Here is a 22389-nt window from a genome sequence, read left to right on the forward strand (position 1 = left end):
AGATTGCCGGGGGGAGGCATTTTCTGCCTAGTTTCGCAGCGGGTGCCCTTTCTTTGAAGGTTAGGGTCAGATGGGCATATACATCGGGCTGCCCGAAGCGAGCTTGGTAGTATGAATGAAGGAGCACACCTTCGAGGTGGCTCCTCGGCGGATTCCGTCCACCGGTGTTGATCAACGTTTCGGTTGTACAAGATCGCTAGGGGTCAGCAATTGGACTCGTTGAGTTTCATCCTTCGCAAGTCCAACGAGGTCGGCTGAAAATCCTGCCTTGCTAAAGAGCAGAAAATGTTTGCCTGCAACTTCTTTTCCGAACTTCGTTTTCTCCGATCGGTCGCGTAGCTGTCTCAAATGCCCTAAGTCGATAATGGTGCTTCTCCACTTACACTCACCAAAGAAGTATTCACCGTTCAAGAGCCTCCCTGCGACGTCGATATCAAAGTCTGGATGACCCCATATCTGGCCGACTTCCTTTATCGGCACCACAAGCCTGACTTGAACATGAGGAAGATTTTGGCCTTCATTTTTTTCGATGGTTGCCCGGCGTGCTCTTCCACAAGACTTCAGCCGTCAGTGTCGGCGAAGCTAAAGTAGAGCGTCGAAAATACGCGTGTGGTTCCGATCAGACAGGCTCCTCGTCGCGTGATCCCGTCAGTCCGATCCGAGCATTTTCACTGCTCCATAATGCCTTAAAAATGCCCGCCTTGCCTGACGGGCATTTTCGTGAACGCCACCGCGTTATCGCTTTGAACTGGAAAGCGGCTCCTGCTCGGATTCTCGTATTCGCTCAAGCATCTTTCGCGCCGCGGTCAAGGTCCAGCAGAGACCCTCGGGGCGGAAGTCGATCTTCACTGCACCTCCAAACGCTGCCGCGGCGTGGGTCTTGATGACAGTCGTGCCGAAGCCCGGGCGATCCGGGGTCTTCACCATTGGCCCATTCGTTTCCGTCCAGGTCAAGGTTATCATGCGGCCGTCTTCTTCGTCGCTGTCTGTCCATGCAAAGACGACCTTGCCATCGGGAACCGAGAGTGCCCCATATTTCAGCGAATTGGTGGCCAGTTCATGCAGCGTCAAACCCAGATTCTGTACGGCCTCCGGCGTCAATAGAAAGTCCTCGCCGACAATCTCCAATTGGTCTGGATGCTGGAGGAAATTGGCAAGATGGATGTCGACAAGGCGGCGAAACGATACGCCGGACCATTGCTCGTTCGTCAGCACCTCGATCGAGCGGGCAAGCCCTTCCAGGCGACCTATGATTGCCTTTTGGAAACCGTCGACACTGTCTGCCCGCTTGGCAAGCTGCCGGGTCATTGCCTGGGCGAGTGCCAAAAGGTTCTTGGTGCGGTGGACCAGTTCATACATGACGAAATGAAGCCGATCCTCCGTCTGGCTTCGGTCGAATGATGCGTTCGAAAGAGCGATTGAGACCTGGTTGGCTTCGATGACGCTCGTTTCGATCGGCGAGACGATCTCTCCCCTGCCCATGCGCTCTGCCAATTCCGCTATGTCCTTTATCGTCGTACGAACCTGACGGCTGACAATCCAGACAAGGGACAGCGCAATACCCAATAAAACGATGCCACCATAGACAAGAGAGCGCCAGGTCGAGACAAATGATACGGGCGTCGAAGCGACTGGGCCCCACACCACCGCTTTCCAGGACCATCCTGGAATTTGCGCGTATCCGAAAAGCCTGCGAGGGTAAACGCTGTCGTCCTCAAAGAAGCCGCGTGGCTCGGCCAGCACTGAGACCCCCGCCTGGTCGAACAACGTGCCGGAGGCCAGGTTGATCGCACCGCTGGTCGACACAACGTGCCCGCTGCTATCCAAAATTGCGGCGGACCAGTTGGGGGGAAGTCCGTCTGTTGACATCAGGCGGGAAAGGTCGCTGGCATTTTGAGTGATGATCAATGCCGCACCTGCCGGCGATTGGTTGAGCGGTTCGATGATGCTGAAGACGGGCTGGCCGCTCATTGCCCCGGTAAAGACGTCCGATACTTCGATGCTGTTCGATTTAAGCGCGTGCTGAAGCGACTGCGGGTTCGATGTCTTCTTGAGTGGAGTGCCAAAGGGCCTTCGCGTGTTGAGAAGCTGCTGACCGTCCGCATCGACCAGGATCACATATAAGGCTTGCGATGCCAGAGCTCTGTATGTGCGATCATGAAAGGCGGCCAGATCGCTCTTTTCCAGTTCCGGCGAGATGGATAGAAGATGCAATGTCGTCGCCATGTCTTGCAGTTGACGATCGACGTTGCCGGCAAGCGCCAGCGCGTCCTGGACCGCATCCTTTTCTAGGCCATGCCGCTCACTGTTTTCAAGCTGCACCAACAGAACCGCTACAAAGGCAAGAATAGGCAGTGCGATCGCTAAGACGATCACAAACAGGTAAATGCCGATCGACGCTTTCGGAAAAACGCGAAACCTTCTTTTCATCAACAATTTCAGTCGCCCCACCCCGACGTTTGCGATCAGGTCGCGCAGATGACCCGTCGTCTCATTGATACTCGGCGCCCCGTGCAAGCAGAGTAGAATATGCCCTTAAAAATTGTATTTTAGGAACAAGAAAATGGTGTTGCAACATCGGCGCCGAGAGAATTTGCACCTCTCTCTTTCCGGTGTCGACCTCGCTTCTGACACTTAGCCGAAACGCGCCAACCGGAAAGGTTTCAAGGATGTGTCGTCGGTCCCGGCGGTGATTTCAGCAGTGCCTAGGAGGCCAATAATCGGTGCAAGCGTCACGCCGGAATGCATGACCGCGAGATAGACGCCCGGCATGTCCTTCACCGTGCCTATGATCGGTAAGCCGTCTTGCGGCGTCGGCCGATGGCCGACCGTATAAAAGTCGAGTTCGAGATCGGCGCTGCCGCGCAGCATCGCCTTCACCTTCGCGAACAATTCCTCGGCCGCCTGTTGCGGATGTTCTCCTGGATCGGTGCCGGCAAAATCCGACCCGGCAATAATCCGGCCTTCCGCGGTCTGTCGCATGTGAAGCTCAGGGGCAAGCACCAGTCCGGAAAGCAGCGGCCGGGCGGGCTTTGAATGGACGATAAGGCCGGGCGGAGACTGAAGTGGTATTTCAATGCCGGCACTCGCGGCCAGCGCCGCTGTGCCGGCGCCAGCAGCAAGCACGACCACGTCGGCAGTCATGACGCCATCGGCCGTTTCTATCCCGATGACGCGACCGTTCTCACTGGCCAGGCGCTGTACTTTGATGCCGGACAGGAGTGTGGCGCCGCTGCGGATGGCGTCCGACAGCAGGATATTGGCGGCCTCCTCCGGCTCGACGGCGCCCTCTTCGGCAACATGAAGAGCAAAGGGCGGAGCCGCGGCCAGGCAAGGCTCAATCTCGTTTAGCTCGGTCGGTCCAACGCGCTTTATCCCGTAACCCCAGGCACTATGGCCGCTGGCGAAGCTGTCGAGTTCCTCAGGCGGCAGGTCCCAGCAAAGACCGCCGCACCACTTGAGCGGCAAAGACGGAAGCGCCTTGGCGAGACGTTTCCACTCGGCCATGGAGCGTCGGCGGAAATGGAAATAGAATTCAGGGTTCCCCCAGCTCGCATTGATCCATGCGAACGAATTTGGTGTGGCCTCTCCGCCAGGTGTGGCACCTACAATCGTGACTGAAGCGCCCGCTTGAACCAGATGCCAAGCCAGCGATGCGCCGATGATGCCGGCGCCGACGACGATGATCTTTTGAGGTGTGGGCGCGTTTTGAGACGGTGTCATGCTTCCTCCCTATCATGCTTCGCACAATCAGGAAAAGCCGTAGCACGCGGCCGCGTCATAGGCTGCCCGACAAGTTGATTGCCGCCCGTTCAATGCTCGCCGGGCGGCGTTATCACTTAGCTGCCGGTGCGCACGCGCGCCAAGCCGTCCTTGGCCGGCTGGTAGCGCGGATCGAGATTGACGGCATGCTGGTAGGAGCGGGCTGCCTTGGCCTTGTCGCCGCGACGCTCGTAGACAAGAGCCTGGTTGGCCCAGGATTCCGCTACCTTGTTGTCCAGATCGATCGCGTGATTGAAATCGGCAAAGGCGTTGTCGTCGTCATTGCGCGCCAGATAGGACGTGCCGCGGCCGTTGTAAGGCTCCGGCGAGTTGGGCGACAGTGAGATCGCCTTGCTGAAATCGTCGATCGCCTTGTCCTGCTGATTGCGCTTCTGGTAAATCAGGCCCCGGCCGTGATAGGCGCGCCCGTCGGTCGTTCCCAGTTCGATCGCCTTGGAAAAGTCCTTGAAGGCATCGTCGTCGCGGCCGGCGAGGCGATAGATGTTGCCGCGGCCGATATAGGCGACGTCGTAGCTTGGGTTGATCTGCAGCGAAGCATTGTAATCGGCGGCCGCTTCCGGCTGCTTGCCCATGTTGCGGTAAACCAGCGCTCGGTTGGCATAGGCCTGGTAGAATTTCGGGTTCAGCTGGATCGCCTGATTGAAGTCGGCAAGAGAGCGGCTGAACTCGCCGGCGCGGCCATAGGCAGAGCCGCGGACGTTGTAGCCTTCCGGATCCTGCGGATTGGCGTTTATGACCGAAGTCAGGGACGCAATGTTCTGCTGCGAGCCCTGCGCCTTGTCAATACGGATGACAGTATCGGTCGAAGTGGTTTCGCAGCCGGCCAGGCCGATCACAGCAAGCAACGCCAGAACCGGCAACGCGGCCCGGTTGCCTTTCGAAGAAACGGAAGAATTCAAAGTTCTGGATGCCCTAAATCGAGTGAATGCCATTATCGGGTTCGCTTTCCCCATGCGTTATATCAGTAGTCCCTGATACATCTGGTCGAAACAAATCAAAAAAGGCGGCGCGAACCATTCGCCCCGCCAGAAACGCATCTGAAAACGTCGAAATAACGACCGTTAACGTGCAACTGCGCCTTCGCGCTGGGCTTTCTTGCGCGCCAGCTTGCGAACGCGACGAACAGCCTCGGCCTTTTCGCGGGCGCGCTTCTCCGAAGGTTTTTCGTAGTAGTCGCGCATTTTCATTTCGCGGAAAATTCCCTCGCGCTGCATCTTCTTCTTGAGCGCGCGAAGGGCTTGGTCGACATTGTTATCGCGGACGAGTACCTGCACGAAAACCCCGCTCCTTTGGCTTTAGAGTTGCTTGCCGCGGAAATTCGGCGATTTCCGGGGCAAAGAAATATCGTTCGCTGGGCGCAAGGCCTTGCGATTGGCTGTGCGAAATATCAGATCGGGTTGCGGAAGTCCATATATGGCGTCGCATTCCGTCCACAAATTTCCGCCAGACAAGAGTTTCTGGTCCGTGTCGATAGCGGGGCTTGAATGCGTCGCAAAAGAACCGTTGTGTCGGTTTTCGATTTGCGATCTGTATGGCCGATCGGAAGAGCTCTTCCTTCAAGGAGTTGAGGACGAATGCGCAAATACTCGGTTTTTGCCGTGGCAAGAGAGGCGTTACGGGGCCACAAGGGCTGGGAGGCCCAATGGACCTCGCCGGAGCCGCGCAAGGAGTATGATGTCATCATCATCGGCGCCGGCGGCCACGGCCTCGGTGCCGCATATTATCTTGCCAAGGAGCATGGCATCACCAATGTCGCGGTGATCGAGAAGGGCTGGCTCGGTGGCGGCAATACCGGCCGCAACACCACCATCATCCGCTCGAACTATCTCTACGAAGAGAGCATGCACATCTACGAGCATTCGCTGAAGCTCTGGGAAGGGCTGTCGCAGGAGCTCAACTACAATGTGATGTATTCGCCGCGCGGCGTGATGATGCTGTCGCACAATGTGCATGACCAGCAATCTTTCAAGCGCCACATCCATGCCAATCGTCTCTACGGCATCGACAATGAATGGATGACACCCGAACGGGCCAAGGCCTATTGTCCGCCGCTCGACATATCGAAGACGGCGCGCTACCCGATCAATGGTGCGGCCTTGCAACGCCGCGGCGGCACGGCCCGCCATGACGCGGTCGCCTGGGGCTATGCCCGTGCAGCGTCGGATCGTGGCGTCCATATCATCCAGAATTGCGAAGTCACCGGCATTCGCCGTGGGCCTGATGGCCGGGTTACCGGTGTCGACACGTCACGCGGCTTCATCGGCGCGAAGAAAATCGGCGTTTCCGCTGCCGGCCACACCACGACGGTCATGAAGATGGCCGACGTTCGGGTGCCCTTGCAGTCAAGCCCGCTGCAGGCGCTTGTGTCGGAACCGCTGAAACCGATCTTCCCCTGCGTGGTGATGTCAAACACGGTGCATGCCTATATCTCACAGTCCGACAAGGGCGAGCTCGTCATCGGCGCCGGCACCGACCAGTATAATTCCTATTCGCAGACCGGCGGCCTGCAGATCATCACCCACACGCTCGATGCGATCTGCGAGCTGTTTCCGATGTTCCGGCGGGTGAAGATGATGCGGTCCTGGGGCGGCATCGTCGACAACACCCCCGATCGCTCGGCGATCCAGTCGAAGACGCCAGTACCGGGGCTCTATGTCAATTGTGGCTGGGGAACGGGCGGTTTCAAGGCGACACCGGGATCGGCGAACCTGTTTGCGCATCTGATCGCGCGTGACGAGCCGCACAAGTTCAGCGCCGGGTTGACGCTCGACCGCTTCCGCAGCGGCCGTCTGATCGATGAAGCCGCCGCTGCCGCCGTTGCGCATTGACCGTGACTTCCATGACAAGGGAATACCCATGCTGCTGATCTACTGCCCATACTGTCAGGAAGAGCGCTCCGAGCTCGAATTCCGCAACGCCGGCGATGCGCATATTGCCCGGCCTCAGAATATCTCGGCGATTTCCGACGAGGAATTCGAGAGCTATTTCTTCCTGCGCGACAACCCGAAGGGGCTCATCTTCGAGCGCTGGCGCCACATGCACGGCTGCGGCCGCTTCTTCAACGCGGCGCGCGACACCGTCAGCGACAAGTTCCTGACCACCTACAAGGCCGGTGAGCCCAAGCCGGATCTCAACGTCGCGCCGGCGACCAGCGCCACCGTCGAGACCTATGAAGCGACCGAAGGAGACGCCCGATGAGCGGCGCCAATCGCATTGCCGGAGCAGGTCGCCTGACGCCTGCCAGAACCGCGCGCTTCACCTTCGACGGCAAGACCTATACCGCGCTCGAGGGCGACAGCGTCGCTTCGGCGCTGCTGGCCAACGGCGTCCATCTGGTCGGCCGCTCGTTCAAGTATCACAGGCCACGCGGCATTCTGTCCGCCGGCGCCGAAGAGCCGAATGCGCTTCTGGACATATCGCGGGATGCGGCCCGCAAACAGCCGAACGTGCGCGCCAGCGTCCAGGAGGTTTTCGACGGGATGATCGCCCAGTCGCAGAACCGCTGGCCGACGCTCGCCTTCGATATCGGCGGTATCAACAATCTGTTCTCGTCGTTCTTTGCCGCCGGCTTCTATTATAAGACCTTCATGTGGCCGAGGGCCGCCTGGAAGCACATCTATGAGCCGATCATCAGACATGCCGCCGGCCTCGGCGTGGCGCCGACGGAAGAAGATCCCGACCACTATGCCGGCCGTTTCGCCCATTGCGACGTGCTGGTTGTCGGTGGCGGCATTGCCGGCCTTTCAGCAGCCCTGGCAGCGGCCGAAGCCGGCGCGAAGGTCATCCTTTGCGACGAGCAGCCAGAGGTCGGAGGCGCGCTACGGTTTGATACCAGCGTCCGGATCGACGGCGTCGAGGGTTATGTCTGGGCGCAGGATGTCGTTTCGAAGCTGAAGGCGATGCCGAACGTCGACGTGCTGACCCGCACCACCGCATTCGGCTACTACAACCACAATTTTATCGGGCTGGCCGAACGCGTCACCGACCACCTGGCACGTCCGGCCCGCGACCTGCCGCGCGAGCGGCTGTGGCAGGTAAGGGCCAAGCGGGTGATCCTTGCAACCGGCGCGATCGAACGCCACATGGTCTTCCCGAACAATGATCGCCCGGGGATCATGCTTGCCTCGGCCGCGCGCACCTATCTCAACCATTACGGCGTTGCCGTCGGCGCAAAGATCGGCGTCTATACCTCGCACGACTCTGCCTATGAAGCGGCCTTCGACCTGAAGAAGGCCGGCGTCTCGATCGCGGTAATCGTCGATTGCAGGCCGCGTCCCGGCGACGCGGTGGTGGCAGAGGCCAGGGCGCTCGGCATCGAGGTCCTTCCCGGGCATTCGGTCATAAATACTGCAGGCAAGTTGCGCATCTCGTCGATGACGGTTGCCCGCAATGGCGGCGGCTCGCCTCGCAAGTTTGCCGTCGATGCCTTGCTGGTTTCCGCCGGCTGGACGCCATCCGTGCATCTGTTCTCGCAGTCGCGCGGCAAGGTGAAGTTCGATGCCGACAGGCAGCGTTTTCTCCCCGGTATCTATGTCCAGGATTGCCTGTCGGTTGGCGCGTGCAACGGCACCGACGGCCTGCAGGAGGCGATCGAGGAATCGCTTGCGGCAGGCGAACTGGTGGCGCGCGCTGCCGGTGCTGCCGGTGGCGGCAAGATCGTCCTTGCCGGCGAACAGGCCTTCGAATGGACCGGCGGCATGGTCGGCAGCGCCGAGGGTGCCGGCCCCGATACCAATGCCAAGGCTTTCGTCGACTTCCAGCACGACGTCTGCGCCAAGGACATTCGGCTTGCCGTTCGCGAGGGCATGCATTCGATCGAGCATATCAAGCGCTTCACGACAAACGGCATGGCCTCCGACCAGGGCAAGCTCTCCAACATGCATGGTCTGGCGATCGCAGCCGAAATGCTCGGCAAGGATATCCCGCAGGTGGGCCTTACCACCTTCCGCGCGCCCTATACGCCGGTCACCTACGGCACGCTGATCAATCATTCTCGCGGCGGCCTGTTCGACCCGGCGCGCAAGACGCCGATCCACTCCTGGGAGGAAGCGCATGGCGCCCTCTTCGAGGATGTCGGAAACTGGAAGCGCGCCTGGTTCTATCCGCGGACCGGTGAGACCATGCATCAGGCGGTCAACCGCGAATGCACGACCGTGCGCAACCTTGCCGGCGTGTTCGATGCATCGACGCTTGGCAAGATCGAAGTCGTCGGCCCGGATGCTGCAGCCTTTCTGAACCTGATCTACACCAACGCCTGGGATACGTTGAAGCCCGGCCGCTGCCGCTATGGCATCATGCTGCGCGAGGACGGTTTCGTTTATGACGATGGCGTTGTCGGACGGCTGGCGGAAGATCGGTTCCATGTGACAACCACCACCGGCGGCGCGCCGCGCGTTCTGCATCATATGGAAGACTACTTGCAGACCGAATTCCCTGATCTCAAGGTCTGGCTGACGTCCACCACCGAGCAATGGGCGGTCATTGCCGTTCAGGGCCCGAAGGCCCGCGAGATCATCGAGCCGCTGATCGAAGGCATCGATCTTTCAAACGAAGCCTTCCCGCATATGAGCGTCAAGGAAGGCAAGATCTGCGGCGTGCCGACCCGGCTGTTCCGCGTTTCGTTTACGGGCGATGTTGGCTTCGAAATCAACGTTCCTGCCGATTATGGCCAGTCGGTCTGGGAGGCTGTCTGGGCGCGTGCCGAGCCGCTCGGCGCTTGCGCCTATGGCACGGAGACCATGCACGTGCTTCGCGCCGAGAAGGGTTACATCATCGTCGGGCAGGATACCGACGGAACCGTAACACCTGACGATGCCGGCCTTTCCTGGGCGGTGTCGAAGAAGAAGGCCGACTTTGTCGGCATTCGCGGACTGACGCGTCCTGATCTGGTCAAGGAGGGGCGCAAGCAGCTCGTCGGGCTCATCACCAAGGACCCGAAGGCAGTTCTGGAAGAGGGCGCGCAGATCGTTGCAGATCCGAACGAACCGAAGCCGATGACCATGCTTGGGCATGTCACGTCGTCGTACTGGTCGGAAAACCTTGGTCGCTCGATCGCCTTCGCGCTGGTTGCCGGCGGTCGGGAGCGGATGGGCAAGACGCTCTACGTGCCGATGCCGGACAAGACGATCGCCGTCGAGGTGACGGACATGGTGTTCTTTGACAAGGAAGGAGGCCGCATCAATGGCTGACCAGGCTATTCGCAAGTCGCCGCTCGCCGGTCGCCATGGAGGCGCTGCCACGGTTCGCCTGACGCCCGCAGCGCCCGCGTCCCGCGTGGCTCTCCGGGCACCCGCCGGTTCTCTCGCAGCCCTTTCGAAGGCGCTGGGGCTGGCTATTCCGACCAAACCGAAAATGTCGGCAAGCGCCGGCAAGCGCTCGGCGATTTGGCTCGGTCCCGACGAATGGCTTGTCATTGATGAGAGTGGAGCCGATCTGATGGCGGTTCTTGGCTCAGCCTCGGCGTTACATTCGGCCACCGACGTTTCTCATCGCAACACGGCGATCATCGTCTCTGGGCCCGGTGCCGAGGCGACGCTGTCGGCCGGCTGCCCGCAGGATCTTTCGCTGGAGATCTTTCCCGTCGGCGCTTGCTCGAGGACCCTGTTCGGCAAGGTCGAGGTCGTTCTTCTGCGCGTCGAGGAAGACACGTTCCGCGTCGAGGTGTGGCGTTCGTTTTCCGACTATGCCTTCGGGCTTTTAGCTGAGGCGGCGTCCGATACGGCGTTTTGACCTTCCTCAGGCATCTTCCGGACGATCCTTCGGGTCGAACTGCGAGATGGTGATCCAGGTGGCGGTCAAGGCCGGCTTGCGCTCATGCTCGACCTCGACGGTCACCTCGTAGGTGAGCATGATCATGCCGGCACCCCGGAAGCGGCTGTCGGCGAGGATGAAATGTCCGCGGATGCGGCTTCCGGCCTTCACCGGGGCCATGAAGCGGACCTTCTCGAAACCGTAGTTGATGCCGAGTGTTTGCTCACGGATCTTCGGCAGACAATTGTAGTTCATCGCCGACAATAGCGACAAGGTCAGGAAACCATGGGCGATCGTGCCGCCGAAGGGCGTCGCCCTGGCGCGCTCCTCATCGACATGAATGAACTGGTGATCATTCGTGGCATCGGCAAAGGCGTTGATCATCGTCTGGTCGACCATGATCCAATCGGACAGGCCGACTTCCGTTCCCACGATATTTCGGACTTCAAACAGCGAAATTTCGCGCGGCATAGGCTTCCCTTCGACAGTTCCCGGCCTGCCGGGACCAACCCGACTGCACGCTGGCAGCACTCATCACAAAACTGGCCGCGCCGCTAAGCCAATTCCCCCAGGACCATACGAACCGAGCGGCCTGGAACCAGGAATTTGCCATCGACTTCGGCGGCTTTTTCGGCTGTAAGCACTTGCCACCGTGCCACCCCGATCAAGGGCAGGGCGAACACCTGCTCAGCGTGCGCGCGGTTGATCAAAATGGCAATACGTGACTTCTGGGAATTGCTATTATCGAGCGTTTTCAAAACCATCGTCAGCGTCGCGAAATTCGGTGTCTGCCACTGACCGACCGTCATCGGCGTGCCTTCGTGTGACAGCCATTCGACATCCTGGTCGGTCAGGAACGCCATTTCGGAAAAGACCGAGAAACGTTTGCGAAGTGCCGATACGAAGGCGGTGTGGCTGACCAAGGCGTCGTCGAGTTGGGCCCAATTAAGCCAGGTGATCTCGTTGTCCTGGCAATAGGCATTGTTGTTGCCGTGTTGCGATCGCCCGCCCTCGTCGCCGGCAGTGAGCATGATCGTTCCCCGGCTTGCAAACAAAGTTGACAGCAGGGCCATGACGTCGTCCCGCCGACTTTTCAGTATTGCCGGATCGTCGGTCGTGCCTTCGACGCCGTTGTTCCACGACAGGTTCTCGTTGTGGCCATCGCGGTTGTGTTCGCCGTTGGCATCGTTGTGCTTGCTGGCGTTGGAGACCAGATCCATCAGCGTGAAGCCATCATGGGCGGCCAGGAAATTGACACTGCGTGTCTGCGTCCTGCCGTCGCGTCCGAAAATCGGCGAGGAGCCGGCCAGCGCAGTTGCGAGATCGCCGGTCATATTATCGTCGCCGCGCCAATATCGGCGAAGGTCGTCGCGGGTGCGGTCGTTCCATTCGAGAAATGGTGCCGGGAAATTGCCGAGCTGATAGCCGCCTTGCCCGATGTCCCAGGGTTCCGCGATCATGAAGCGGTCGGAAAGGACATCGTCGGCCAGCATCTCGCGAAACGTCAGACTGTTTGGATCGAAGCCAGAGGCGGTCCGGCCGATGATTGGCGCGAGATCGAAGCGGAAGCCGTCGACCGCGGAGTTCAGGACGAAATGACGGAGGCTGTCGACAATCAGGCGGCGGATATAGGGATGATCGCAGGCAACGGTATTGCCGGTACCGGTATCGTTGACCAGTTCGCCCGGTCTGTCCGGAACATGGCGATAGAAGGAGCGATTGTCGAGACCGCGCAGCGAGAGCGTCGTGCCGAAGCGGTCGCTTTCGCCCGTATGGTTGAAGACAAGATCGAGGATGACAGCGATACCCTCTGCATGGAGCGCGGCCACCGTCTCGCGCAGTTCGTTCATGCCGCCGGGAACGATCCGCGGATCGAGCGCCATGAAGGCAACCGGATTGTAGCCCCAGCCGTTGCTCAAACCCAGCGGCGGCAGGTGCCGTTCGTCGATCCACGCCGTGATCGGCATCAGCTCGACGGCATCGACGCCGATGCGCTTGAGATGGGCGATAACGGAGGGATGGGCGAGGGCGGCCACCGTCCCGCGCTGTCTTGCCGGGACGTCGGGATGAAGGATCGTGAAGGGCTTGACGGCAATTTCATAGACCAGACCGCCTGGCTTGAAAAGCGGCTTTCGCCGCTCTGCCTTGATATCGTAAACAATGACCGCCTTCGGCATCAGGTCCTGCGTTTCCTCGCCGAAAAGGCCGAGGCGCGGGTCGTGGTGGAACGGGCGGTCGAACGCCTTGGCATAGGGGTCGGCGAGCAACTTCGATGGGTCGAACCAGAGGCCCCGGTCGGGATCGTAAGTTCCGAAGGCCCGGTAGCCGTAGCGGCCGCCTACCCTCACCCCATCGACGGATGCGCGATGGACATCGCCGTCGCGCTCCATTGCAACGCGGGCGGTTTCCTTCTCGCCGGACGCGTCGAACAGGCAGAGCTCGATTTTTTCGGCGCTCCTGGACCACACCGCAAAATCGGCACCCTGCGGGGTGAGGACGACTCCACCCTGTTGCGGCTTGGCTTCCATCAACCCGAAATCAGGTAATGACGGTCGGAACGTCGCGCCCGGTGCGGCCGCGGATGTCGGCGACGTCCTGGGCAGCGACAATAAGATCGGCAAGCGCTTCCTGGGTTTCGATGTTGTGGCGGGTCGAGTCTGGCTCGTAGCGTTCAATATAGACGCGCAGCGTTGCACCGGTCGTTCCCGTTCCAGACAGGCGGAAGACGACGCGCGAGCCACCCTCGAACAGGATGCGGATACCTTGATTGTTGCTGACCGATTTGTCGACCGGATCGTGATAGGAGAAATCGTCGGCGGCAGAAACCGTCAGGTCGCCGAACTTCGTGCCCGGCAGCGTCGGCAGCTTGTCGCGCAGATTTTCGATCAGACCGTTGGCCGCATCGGTGTCGACGCCCTCGTAGTCGTGGCGGGAATAGTAGTTGCGACCGTAAGCCGCCCAATGCTGGCCGACGATATCGGCAACGCTCTCGCCGCGGACCGCGAGGATGTTCAGCCAGAGGAGAACTGCCCAGAGGCCATCCTTCTCGCGCACATGGTTCGACCCGGTGCCCGAGCTTTCCTCGCCGCAGATCGTCGCAAGGCCGGCGTCCAGCAGATTGCCGAAGAATTTCCAGCCGGTCGGCGTTTCATAGATGCCGATACCGCGCTTTTCCGCGACACGGTCGGCAGCACCACTCGTCGGCATGGACCGAGCGATACCGACAATGCCATGCGAATAGCCTGGCACCAGATTGGCATTGGCCGCAAGGATGGCCAGGCTGTCGGACGGGGTGACGTAGATGCCCTTGCCGATGATGAGATTGCGGTCGCCGTCGCCGTCGGAAGCCGCACCGAAATCGGGGGCGTCGTCGCTCATCATCTCCTCGTAGAGTTCATGGCAATTGACGAGGTTCGGGTCGGGATGATGGCCGCCGAAATCTGGAAGCGGCATGAAGTTCCGGACCGAGCCGCCCGGTGCGCCGAGACGGTTTTCGAGAATTTCCTTGGCGTAGGGGCCGGTGACGGCGCTCATCGCATCGAAGCAGAGGCGGAAGCCGAGGCTGATCAGGTTGCGGATGGCATTGAAATCGAACAGCTCTTCCATCAGGGCTGCATAGTCTTCGACCGGATCGATGACGGAAACGATCATGCCGCCGACATCGTCGCGGCCGATGCGGTCGAGATTGACGTCGGGGAAATCAGCGATCTTGTAGCTGTCGATGACGGTGGTGCGGGCGTAGATCGCGTCGGTGATCTTTTCAGGCGCAGGGCCGCCATTGCCGATGTTGTACTTGATGCCGAAGTCTTCGGTCGGGCCGCCTGGATTGTGGCTGGCGGACAGTACAATGCCGCCAAAGGCCTTGTATTTGCGGATGACATGGGAGGCGGCCGGTGTCGACAGGATGCCGCCCTTGCCGACCATCACCTTGCCGAAGCCGTTCGCAGCGGCCATCTTGATGGCCTTCTGGATGACATCGCGATTGTAATAACGGCCGTCGCCGCCGATGACGAGGCATTTGCCTTGAAACCCTTCCAGAGAATCGAAGATCGACTGGATGAAGTTCTCGGCGTAGTTCGGCTGCTGAAAGACGGGAACTTTCTTTCTGAGGCCGGACGTGCCCGGTTTCTGATCCTTGAAGGGTGTTGTCGGAACCGTTTTGATCATCGGGTTACATGCCTTTCGAGACGAGGCTGGAATAAAGGGCGGCGTAGCGCTCGGCGCTCTTTCCCCAGGATACGTCGGATTTCATGCCCTGCTTTTGCATCTGCGTCCAGAGTTTTCGGTCCTTGAAAAGCTGCATTGTGTGCCGGACCGCATGCAGAAGGCCTTCTGGCGTTACATGTGCGAACTGCACCCCTGTCGCAACTTTTGCAGCGACCGCGGCGTGGTTGGCGTCAATGATCGTGTCGTTGAGACCGCCGGTGCGGGCGACGACGGGGATGCAGCCGTAGCGCAGACCATAGAGTTGCGTCAGGCCACAGGGCTCGAAACGCGAGGGGATGATGATGGCATCGCAGCCCGCCTGCATCAGGTGCGACATCGGTTCGTTATAGCCAACGGCCATGCCGACCCGGCCGTGATGCTTGGCGGCGGCGGAAAGCAGTGCGCCTTCGAGCGCTGCTTCGCCGGCGCCGAGGATGACGAGCTTGGCGCCCATGGCGACGATTTCTTCGGTCGTCGCGGCCAGAAGGTCCATCCCCTTTTGCCAGGTCAGGCGGCTGACAACGCAGAATATCGGGCCGTCGTCACTATCAAGGCCGAAATGTTCGACGATCGCCTTTCGGTTCTCACTGCGGTTCTTCATCGTCGTCAGCCCGAAATTGCGGGCGATCATCGGATCGGTCTCGGGATTCCAGACGTCGGGATCGATACCGTTGACGATCCCATGCAGGCTGCCGATGCGGCTGGCGATCAGGCCTTCAAGGCCCATACCGAACTCCGGCAGGAGGATTTCCTCGGCGTAGGACGGGCTGACTGTGGTGATGGCATGGGCCGTCTGCAGGCCGCCCTTCAAGAAGCAGACATCACCGTAATATTCGAGGCCCTCCCTGAATGCGTGCGTGGGCAGGCGGAGATAGGGGAAGATATCCGCGCCGAATTGACCCTGAAATGCAATATTGTGGATCGTCAGCACGCTTGGCAGTTCGGGCGTCGGATAATAGCGCATGTAGACGGAGATGAGCGCCGACTGCCAGTCATGGGCATGGACGAGATCAGGGCGCCAGCCCGGCATCAGGCCGGCGGCAATTTCGGCGCCAGCCAGCGACAGGGCTGCAAACCGGCGCCAATTGTCGGGATAGTCCTTGCCGGCTGTGTCGACATAGGGTCCGCCCTTGCGATTGTAGAACGCCGGCGCATCGAGCACCAGGATCGACACGCCGTCATGGTCAACCTCGAGCACAGTTGCTTCTTCGCCGAGCAAATCGTCGAATTGCAGCCGGACGACCGGGTCCTTTATCGCTTTCATCACGGTGGGGTAACCCGGAACCAGGGTCTTCGTATCGATCCCCAGCGGTTTTAAGGCGACGGGCAGGGCGCCGACCACATCGGCCAGGCCCCCTGTCTTTATCAGCGGGAAGATTTCGGACGCGACCGAAAGAACTTTCATATGTCAAATATCCAGCTTGTCGATCATCGTCTGGGTGATCAGGCAAATGCCGCTTTCGGTCCGACGGAAGCGTTTGGCATCGAGGTCGATATCCTCGCCAACCACAAGCCCTTCGGGGATCGTGACGCCGTGGTCGATCACAACATTCTTCAACTGCGCCCGCCGCCCGATCTTGACGCTCGGCAGGACGACTGCGCCCTCGAGTCGCGAATAGGAGTTGGCACGCACGCCGGTGAAAAGCAGGCTGTTCGACAGGGTCGCACCCGAAATGATGCAGTCGCCAGCCACCAGCGAGGAAACGGCAGACCCACGGCGATCCTCGTCGTCATGGACGAATTTTGCCGGCGGGTTGATTTCCGCATAGGTCCAGATCGGCCAGGTCTTGTCGTAGATATCGAGTTCCGGGACGATCGCCGTCAGGTCGACGTTTGCCTGCCAGTAGGCGTCGATGGTCCCGACGTCGCGCCAATAGGGCTCGCGCTCGAAATCGGATCGCACGCATGACTGGGCAAAGCGGTGGGCGACAGCCTTACCGTTCTTGACGATGTAGGGGATGATATCCTTGCCGAAGTCGCGGCTGGAGTTCGGGTCGGCCGCGTCGCGACGCAGTTCTTCGATCAGGAACTTGGTGTGGAAGACATAGATGCCCATCGAAGCAAACGAACTGTCCGGCTTGCCGGGGATGGCGGGCGGATCGGCGGGCTTCTCGACGAAGTCGATGATGCGGTCATTTTCGTCGACATGGACCACTCCGAAACCGACGGCTTCCATGCGCGGCACCTCGAGGCAGCCGATGGTGACATCGGCACCCGAGTCGACGTGCTGTTGCAGCATATATTCGTAGTCCATCTTGTAGACGTGGTCGCCTGCCAGGATGACCATGTATTCGACGCCATAATCCTGGATGATGTCGATGTTCTGGTAGACCGCGTCGGCGGTGCCTTCGTACCACTGCGTCTCCGAGACGCGCTGGGACGCGGGCAGGATGTCGAAGCTCTCGTTGCGCTCCGGACGAAAGAAGTTCCAGCCGCGCTGCATGTGGCGTATCAGCGAATGCGCCTTGTATTGCGTCGCGACGCCGATGCGGCGGATACCCGAATTCAGCGCGTTGGACAGCGCGAAATCGATGATGCGGGCCTTTCCTCCAAAATAGACCGCAGGTTTCGCGCGCCGGTCCGTCAGTTCCTTCAGGCGGCTTCCTCTGCCGCCGGCAAGAACATAGGCCATGGCATCACGGGCAAGCGGTTGAACACGTTTCTCTACCATTTGATCCTCCCCTTTATAATCAGAATTCCGGTTCCAGCATGATGGTCGCCAGAGGCGGCAACGTAATGTTTGCCATTATCGTTCCTCCCGCATTGACGGCTTGTACTCGTCCGCCGTTGCCTTTGCCGCTGCCGCCGTAGATGTCGGCATCGGTGTTCAGTATCTCGCGCCATCGACCTTCGGCCGGCAGGCGCAAGGCATAATTTTCCCGATAGACCGGGGTGAAGTTGGTGATGACAGCGATGGGCTTTTCGCCGGGCGCTTTGCGAAGCCAGGCAAAGACCGAGTTGGCGTCGTCATCCACGACAAGCCATTCGAAACCATCACCTTCGCAATCACGGGCGTGAAGCGAGGACTTGCTGCGATAGGTGAAATTCAGGTCGCGCACGAGGCGTCGCATGCCTTCGTGCATCCGGTATTGCAACAGGTTCCAGTCGAGCGCGCGCTCTTCGCTCCATTCGCTCCACTGGGCAAATTCCTGCCCCATGAACAGCAGCTTCTTGCCGGGATAGCCCCACATGAAGCCGTAATAGGCACGCAGGTTGGCGAATTTCTGCCAATCGTCGCCCGACATCTTGGCGATCATCGAGCCTTTGCCGTGCACCACTTCATCGTGGGAAATCGGCAGCACAAAATTTTCCGAGAAGGCGTAGACCAGCCCGAAGGTAAGCTCGCTATGGTGATGGCGGCGGTGGACCGGGTCGCGCATGACATAGCTCAGCGTGTCATGCATGAAGCCCATGTTCCACTTGAACCCGAAGCCGAGGCCGCCTTCGTGAACGGGGGCCGAAACTTTCGGCCAGGAGGTGGATTCCTCGGCGATCGACATGACGCCGGGATGGCTGCCGTAGAGCCGCTTGTTCATTTCCTGCAGGAAGCGGACGGCTTCGAGGTTTTCGTTGCCGCCATATTCGTTCGGCACCCACTCGCCGTGCTTGCGCGAATAATCGAGGTAGAGCATCGAGGCGACGGCATCGACGCGCAGGCCGTCGAGATGAAATTTCTCGGCCCAGTAGACGGCGTTGTTGAGCAGGTAGGACACCACTTCCGTGCGGCCGAAATTGTAGATCGCCGTATTCCAGTCGGGGTGAAAGCCCTGTCGCGGGTCCGCATGCTCGTAAAGCGAGGTGCCGTCGAACCAGCGCAGGCCGTGGGCATCGGTCGGGAAATGGGCCGGCACCCAGTCGAGAATGACGCTGACGCCGACCTTGTGGCAGCCATTGACGAAGCGAGCAAACCCCTCAGGCTCGCCGAAGCGTGCGGTTGGCGCGTAGAGGCCCGTCGTCTGGTAGCCCCAGGATGGGTCGTAGGGATGTTCGGTGATCGGCAGGAACTCGATGTGGGTGAAACCCATGTCGATGCAGTAGGGGATCAGGCGCGAGGCAAGTTCGTCCCAGGACAGCATGGTCCCGTCGTCCCGGCGCTGCCAAGAGCCGGCATGCACTTCGTAGATCGAGATCGGCTGACGTCGCTGATCGACCTCCGACCAGTGCTTGCGGTGGGCCGCATCTTCCCATTCCTGCACGAGTTCCAGGGCAGTAACCGAGGCATTTTTCGGTCGCAGTTCGCTGCGCCTTGCAAAAGGATCGGCCTTCAGCGGCAGAACGATGCCATCCTTGCCGATGATCTCGAATTTGTAGATGACGCCGGCCGAGACGTCAGGGGCGAAGATTTCCCATATGCCAGAGTCGGCGCGCATGCGCATGACATGGCGACGACCGTCCCAGTTGTTGAAATCGCCGACCACCGAGACGCGCTGAGCGTTCGGCGCCCAGACGGCGAAATGGAAACCCTGCACGCCCTCATGCTTCAGGGGATGGGCGCCCATCTTGTCGAACAGGCGCAGATCGGACCCTTCGCGGGCATAGTAGTCGTCCATCGGCCCGAGAACCGGACCGAAGCTGTAGGGGTCGGTCACCGCCCATTCCGCGTCGCCGCGTCGGGCGCGGTAGCGAACCGGCTGGAGCCTGGACAAGGAAACCTTTCCCGCAAAGAAACCCGCGGGATCAACGCATTCGAGCTCGCCAAGCGCCGTGCCGTCAAGCGCCATTGCGCTGACGGCCTCGGCTCCGGGGATGAAGCATCGCGCGACATAGCCATCATCCGCCGGATGAAGGCCAAGGATGGAGAACGGATCGGAATGCGTCCCCTTGAGGATCGCAGCAATCTCATCTGCCGAAATTTCCCTTGAGGCTGCGCCTTCGGTCGCGGGCTTCGGCTTCTTCATCAAGCTCTCCAAATTTCCTTGGCATATTGGCGGATCGTCCGGTCGGACGAGAACCATCCCATGCGTGCAGTGTTGTAGATGGTTTTTTCCTGCCACTGCGATGGTGTGGCCCATACCTTGTCGACGATGCGTTGTTCGTCGGCATAGGCGTCGAAATCTGCCGCGACCATGAACCAGTCATGGGTGTAGATGCCTTCCATCAGCGTCGTGTAGCGGGCGCGATCGTCCGGTGAGAAAACGCCGGAAGAGATTGCCGCAAGGGCCTGCGCCAGCTCGCGCGAGCCTTCGATGACTGCCCGAGGGTTGTGGCCTTCGGTCCGCTTGTCGGCGACTTCCTCGGCGGTCAGTCCGAAGATGAAGATATTGTCGGCTCCGACGTTTTCGAGCATTTCGACGTTCGCGCCATCAAGGGTGCCGATGGTCAGCGCGCCGTTGAGGCCGAATTTCATGTTGCCGGTGCCGGATGCTTCCATGCCGGCAGTTGAAATCTGTTCCGAAAGGTCGGCGGCGGGAACCATGACTTCTGCGAGCGAAACATTGTAGTTCGGCACGAAGACGACCTTCAGCAGGCCGCGCACCGAGGGGTCGTTGTTGATTACGCGCGCCACGTCGTTGATGAGTTTGATGATGAGCTTGGCGTTGTGGTAGCTCGGGGCGGCCTTGCCGGCGAAGAGTTTTACGCGCGGCTGCCAGTCCAGCTCGGGATGCGAGCGGATCTGGTCATAGAGGGCCACAGTCTCGATGATGTTGAGCAGCTGGCGCTTGTATTCGTGGATGCGCTTGATCTGGATGTCGAACATGGCATTGGGATCAAGCTTGATACCCATGCGCTGCGCCACGAGGTTGGAAAGCGCGATCTTGTTGGTCCGCTTTATCGCTGCAAATTTCTGCTGGAAGGCGCTGTCGGTCGCGAAGGCCTCGAGCGGCTTCAGCTTTTCGGCGTCATCCATGAAATCGTCGCCGATCGCTTCGCGGATGAGTGACGTCAATCCCGGGTTACATTGCATCAGCCAGCGACGTGGGGTGATGCCGTTGGTCTTGTTGTTGATGCGCTCGGGATAAAGCTTGTGAAGGTCGGCAAAGACGGTGACCTTCATCAGGTCGGTGTGGAGAGCCGAGACGCCGTTGATGCTGTGCGAGCCGATGAAGGCAAGGTTCCCCATCCGCAGACGCCGGTCGCCGGTTTCGTCGATCATCGAGATGCTGCGGATTTCCGTGTCGCTGAAGTTGCGCTCCTTGCGCGCTTCCATCAGCACCTTGGTGTTGATCGCATAGACAATCTGCATGTGGCGCGGCAGCAGGCGCTCGAACAACGGAACTGGCCAGCTTTCAAGCGCCTCGGGCAGAAGCGTGTGGTTGGTGTAGGAGAAGGTCTTGCGGGTGATCTCCCAGGCAGCGTCGAATTCGAAGCCGTGGACATCGCAGAGCAGCCGCATCAGCTCTGCCACGGAAACGGCGGGGTGCGTGTCGTTGAGTTGGATCGCCACCTTTTCCGGCAGCGAAGTCAGATCGTCATATTGTTGCAGGTGGCGGCGGATGATGTCCTGCAGCGAGGCCGAGGAGAAGAAGAATTCCTGGCGCAGGCGCAACTCCTGGCCGGCTGGCGTGGCGTCAGCGGGGTAAAGCACCCGGGTCAGGCTCTCGGCCTTGTTGCTCTCGCGTAGCGCGCCGATGTGGTCGCCGGCGTTGAAGGCATCGAGCAGGATTGGATCGATCGGCTGGGCTGACCAGAGCCGCAGCGTATTGACGCGCTTGCCGCGCCAGCCGACGACAGGAAAGTCGAAGGCGGCGGCAATGACACGCTCTGCTGGCTTCCAAACATAACGGGACGCATCGTCCTCTCCAGCGACGAACTCGACCGAGCCGCCGAAGCCGATTTCATAGGCGCTCTCGCGGCGCTCAAATTCCCACGGGTTGCCGTGGGCAAGCCAGGTCTCGGGAAGTTCGACCTGCCAGCCGTCGGCCATCTGCTGACGGAAAAGGCCGTGGACATAGCGAATGCCGTAGCCATAGGCCGGCACATCGACGGTCGCCATCGATTCCATGAAACAGGCGGCAAGACGGCCAAGACCGCCATTGCCGAGCGCTGCGTCCGGCTCGAGCCCGGCAATGACATTGATGTCGACGCCGAGCGAGGAAAGCGCACTGGTAATTTGTTGCATCAATCCGAGATTGGAGATGGCATCGCGCATCAGCCGGCCGATCAGGAATTCGAGCGACAGGTAGTAAACGCGCTTGCCGCCCGACGCGTAGGTCTTGCGTGTCGATTCCATCCATTTGTCGATGATGCGGTCGCGGATGACGAGGATGGTTGCGGTCAGCCAGTCATGCGGTTTGGCGACCTTGGCATCCTTGCCGATGCGGTAGGTCAAGCGCTCGATGATTTCTTCCGCAAGGATTTCAGGGCGGGAACTGCGGGGGGCGGGAGTGGGAAGAGCCGCCTTCGAAAGAGTATTCATAATGGGGGTCTCGCCAATTGTGATTTATTTACAGAGCGTTATCTCTGACAAAATCGTTTTTCCATTCACGTCTCACCGTCCAGTTTATGCACCGTTGTATCGCAGTTGCAACAAGGGAATGGGGCAAATGAAAAAATAGGCCATCCAGGTCTGCCATCGTAGAAAAAGGCTTGATTTCAGTCACTTCTCGCGGGCTTATTTGAATACCGACATATAACGGAAGGCTGCACGGGATTGTTCCTGAGCAGCCATTTTAGGCGCAATAGGCCCAACGCACCGGGCAAATAGTTACT

At 59.9% G+C, this 22389-nt stretch carries 15 protein-coding genes; 4 read left to right on the forward strand and 11 right to left on the reverse strand.

The features are described from left to right. Positions 1-735 precede the first annotated feature (735 nt). The 4 genes from AB4Z52_RS00260 to rpsU form a co-directional block, all read right to left on the reverse strand. On the reverse strand, positions 736-2430 hold the full coding sequence (locus AB4Z52_RS00260; protein ID WP_442215759.1) for a sensor histidine kinase: 1695 nt from the start codon (positions 2428-2430) through the stop codon (positions 736-738). 204 nt (positions 2431-2634) lie between these two features. Beyond that, positions 2635-3723, reverse strand: coding sequence for an NAD(P)/FAD-dependent oxidoreductase (locus tag AB4Z52_RS00265; RefSeq protein WP_442215761.1), 1089 nt, complete (start codon positions 3721-3723; stop codon positions 2635-2637). A gap of 116 nt (positions 3724-3839) precedes the next feature. Then, positions 3840-4715, reverse strand: coding sequence for a tetratricopeptide repeat protein (locus tag AB4Z52_RS00270; protein ID WP_442215763.1), 876 nt, complete (start codon positions 4713-4715; stop codon positions 3840-3842). Positions 4716-4844: 129 nt separating this feature from the next. After that, a complete protein-coding gene (rpsU, locus tag AB4Z52_RS00275; RefSeq protein WP_442215764.1) occupies positions 4845-5057 on the reverse strand; it encodes a 30S ribosomal protein S21 in 213 nt (70 codons plus the stop codon). Positions 5058-5357: 300 nt separating this feature from the next. Between rpsU and AB4Z52_RS00280 the strand changes: the two genes are divergently transcribed. Genes AB4Z52_RS00280 through AB4Z52_RS00295 form a run of 4 tightly spaced genes read left to right on the forward strand, consistent with a single transcriptional unit; the run spans position 5358 to position 10512 of the window. Continuing rightward, positions 5358-6611 carry a sarcosine oxidase subunit beta family protein gene (locus tag AB4Z52_RS00280; RefSeq protein WP_442215766.1) on the forward strand — a complete coding sequence of 418 codons (1254 nt, stop codon included), beginning with the start codon at positions 5358-5360 and terminating at the stop codon, positions 6609-6611. Between the two features lie 28 nt (positions 6612-6639). Beyond that, positions 6640-6981, forward strand: a complete 342-nt coding sequence (locus AB4Z52_RS00285) for a sarcosine oxidase subunit delta (protein ID WP_442215768.1) — start codon at positions 6640-6642, stop codon at positions 6979-6981. Further along, the gene (locus AB4Z52_RS00290; RefSeq protein WP_442215770.1) at positions 6978-9971 is read left to right on the forward strand and encodes a sarcosine oxidase subunit alpha; all 2994 of its coding nucleotides are present in this window, start codon (positions 6978-6980) and stop codon (positions 9969-9971) included. Before AB4Z52_RS00285 ends, AB4Z52_RS00290 begins: the two co-directional genes overlap by 4 nt. Then, on the forward strand, positions 9964-10512 hold the full coding sequence (locus tag AB4Z52_RS00295) for a sarcosine oxidase subunit gamma (protein WP_442215771.1): 549 nt from the start codon (positions 9964-9966) through the stop codon (positions 10510-10512). Before AB4Z52_RS00290 ends, AB4Z52_RS00295 begins: the two co-directional genes overlap by 8 nt. 6 nt (positions 10513-10518) lie before the next feature. Here AB4Z52_RS00295 and AB4Z52_RS00300 read toward each other — a convergent pair whose 3' ends face one another. From AB4Z52_RS00300 to AB4Z52_RS00330, 7 genes are all read right to left on the reverse strand, one after another. Further along, on the reverse strand, positions 10519-11004 hold the full coding sequence (locus AB4Z52_RS00300) for a MaoC family dehydratase (protein ID WP_442215773.1): 486 nt from the start codon (positions 11002-11004) through the stop codon (positions 10519-10521). 83 nt (positions 11005-11087) lie between these two features. Then, positions 11088-13061, reverse strand: coding sequence for a glycogen debranching protein GlgX (gene glgX, locus AB4Z52_RS00305; protein ID WP_442215774.1), 1974 nt, complete (start codon positions 13059-13061; stop codon positions 11088-11090). Between the two features lie 10 nt (positions 13062-13071). After that, the gene (locus AB4Z52_RS00310; protein WP_442215776.1) at positions 13072-14700 is read right to left on the reverse strand and encodes an alpha-D-glucose phosphate-specific phosphoglucomutase; all 1629 of its coding nucleotides are present in this window, start codon (positions 14698-14700) and stop codon (positions 13072-13074) included. Positions 14701-14704: 4 nt separating this feature from the next. Then, entirely contained in the window at positions 14705-16144 is a 1440-nt protein-coding gene (glgA, locus tag AB4Z52_RS00315; protein WP_442215778.1) for a glycogen synthase GlgA, read from the reverse strand. A 3-nt stretch (positions 16145-16147) separates the two neighbouring features. Beyond that, positions 16148-17410, reverse strand: a complete 1263-nt coding sequence (glgC, locus tag AB4Z52_RS00320) for a glucose-1-phosphate adenylyltransferase (protein WP_442215780.1) — start codon at positions 17408-17410, stop codon at positions 16148-16150. 19 nt (positions 17411-17429) lie between these two features. Next, positions 17430-19637, reverse strand: a complete 2208-nt coding sequence (gene glgB, locus AB4Z52_RS00325) for a 1,4-alpha-glucan branching protein GlgB (protein ID WP_442215781.1) — start codon at positions 19635-19637, stop codon at positions 17430-17432. Further along, a complete protein-coding gene (locus AB4Z52_RS00330; protein ID WP_442215783.1) occupies positions 19637-22096 on the reverse strand; it encodes a glycogen/starch/alpha-glucan phosphorylase in 2460 nt (819 codons plus the stop codon). The genes glgB and AB4Z52_RS00330 overlap by 1 nt, the downstream gene beginning before the upstream one ends. Positions 22097-22389: the final 293 nt, after the last annotated feature.

Source organism: Rhizobium sp. 2YAF20 (assembly GCF_052114685.1).
In the GTDB taxonomy this organism is placed as follows: Bacteria; Pseudomonadota; Alphaproteobacteria; order Rhizobiales; family Rhizobiaceae; genus Rhizobium.